Below are 1,002 nucleotides of genomic sequence, written 5' to 3'. Positions count from 1 at the left end.
GGCGGCAACGCCCTCGGCAACAACCCCGTCGAGCAGATCGAGGCCGTGAGCAACACCGCCCACGCGCTCCTCGGCCTCATCGAGCAGGGCAACGAGATCATCATCACCCACGGCAACGGCCCGCAGGTCGGCATGATCCAGAACGCCTTCGCCGCTGCCCACGACGCCATCGGCACCCCCGAGATGCCGCTGCCCGAGTGCGGCGCCATGTCCCAGGGCTACATCGGCTACCACCTGCAGCAGGGCATCGGCCGCGAGATGCACAAGCGCTATAAGCGTTGGCACGCCGCCACCGTCGTCACCCAGATCGAGTGCGACCCGGACGATCCCGCGTTCAAGAACCCGACCAAGCCGATCGGCCCCTTCTACACCGAGGAGCAGGCCAAGGAGTTCATGGCCGAGGACCCCTCCAGGGTCTTCGTCGAGGATTCCGGCCGCGGCTGGCGTCGCGTCGTCGCCTCCCCCGATCCCAAGAAGATCGTCGAGGCTGACTCCATCCTCAACCTGCTCGACAACGAGTTCATCGTCATCGCCTGCGGTGGCGGCGGCATCCCCGTCGTCCGCGACTACGAGAACAAGGGCTGCTACAAGGGCGTTCCCGCCGTTATCGACAAGGATCTGGGCGGCGAGCTGCTGGCCGAGGACTGCGACGCCGACGTCCTGTTCCTGCTGACCGCCGTTGAGCATGTCGCCATCAACTTTGGCAAGCCCAACCAGGAGGAGCTCGAGGACCTCACCGCCGACGAGGCCGAGCGCCTGGCCGACGAGGGCCAGTTCGGCAAGGGTTCCATGGAGCCCAAGGTCCGCGCCGCCATCAAGTTCGCCCGCTCCCGCAAGGGCCGCACCTGCATCATCGGCGCCCTGGACAAGGCCGCCGAGACCATGGCCGGCCTCTCCGGCACCCGCATCCACGAGTAGCCCCTACTCCGTTGCCTCTCCCGTGGGCGCCAGGCAAGACGCCCACAAACTAGCCTCTCTTCATGAGCCCCGCAGTCCGCTCCG

Annotated in this window: 1 protein-coding gene; it reads left to right on the top strand. The window is 67.2% G+C overall.

Annotated features, from left to right (window positions below; genetic code table 11):
- Positions 1-918, top strand: a 918-nt coding sequence (gene arcC / locus DXD24_RS10010) for a carbamate kinase (protein WP_147326366.1), incomplete at its 5' end; no start/stop codon positions are given.
- Positions 919-1,002 lie beyond the last annotated feature (84 nt).

Source organism: Collinsella sp. TF12-2AT (genome assembly GCF_003436735.1).
Lineage (GTDB): Bacteria > Actinomycetota > Coriobacteriia > Coriobacteriales > Coriobacteriaceae > Collinsella.
Note: the sequence above shows the minus strand (reverse complement) of the source record. Positions and strands in the feature narration are given on the sequence as shown.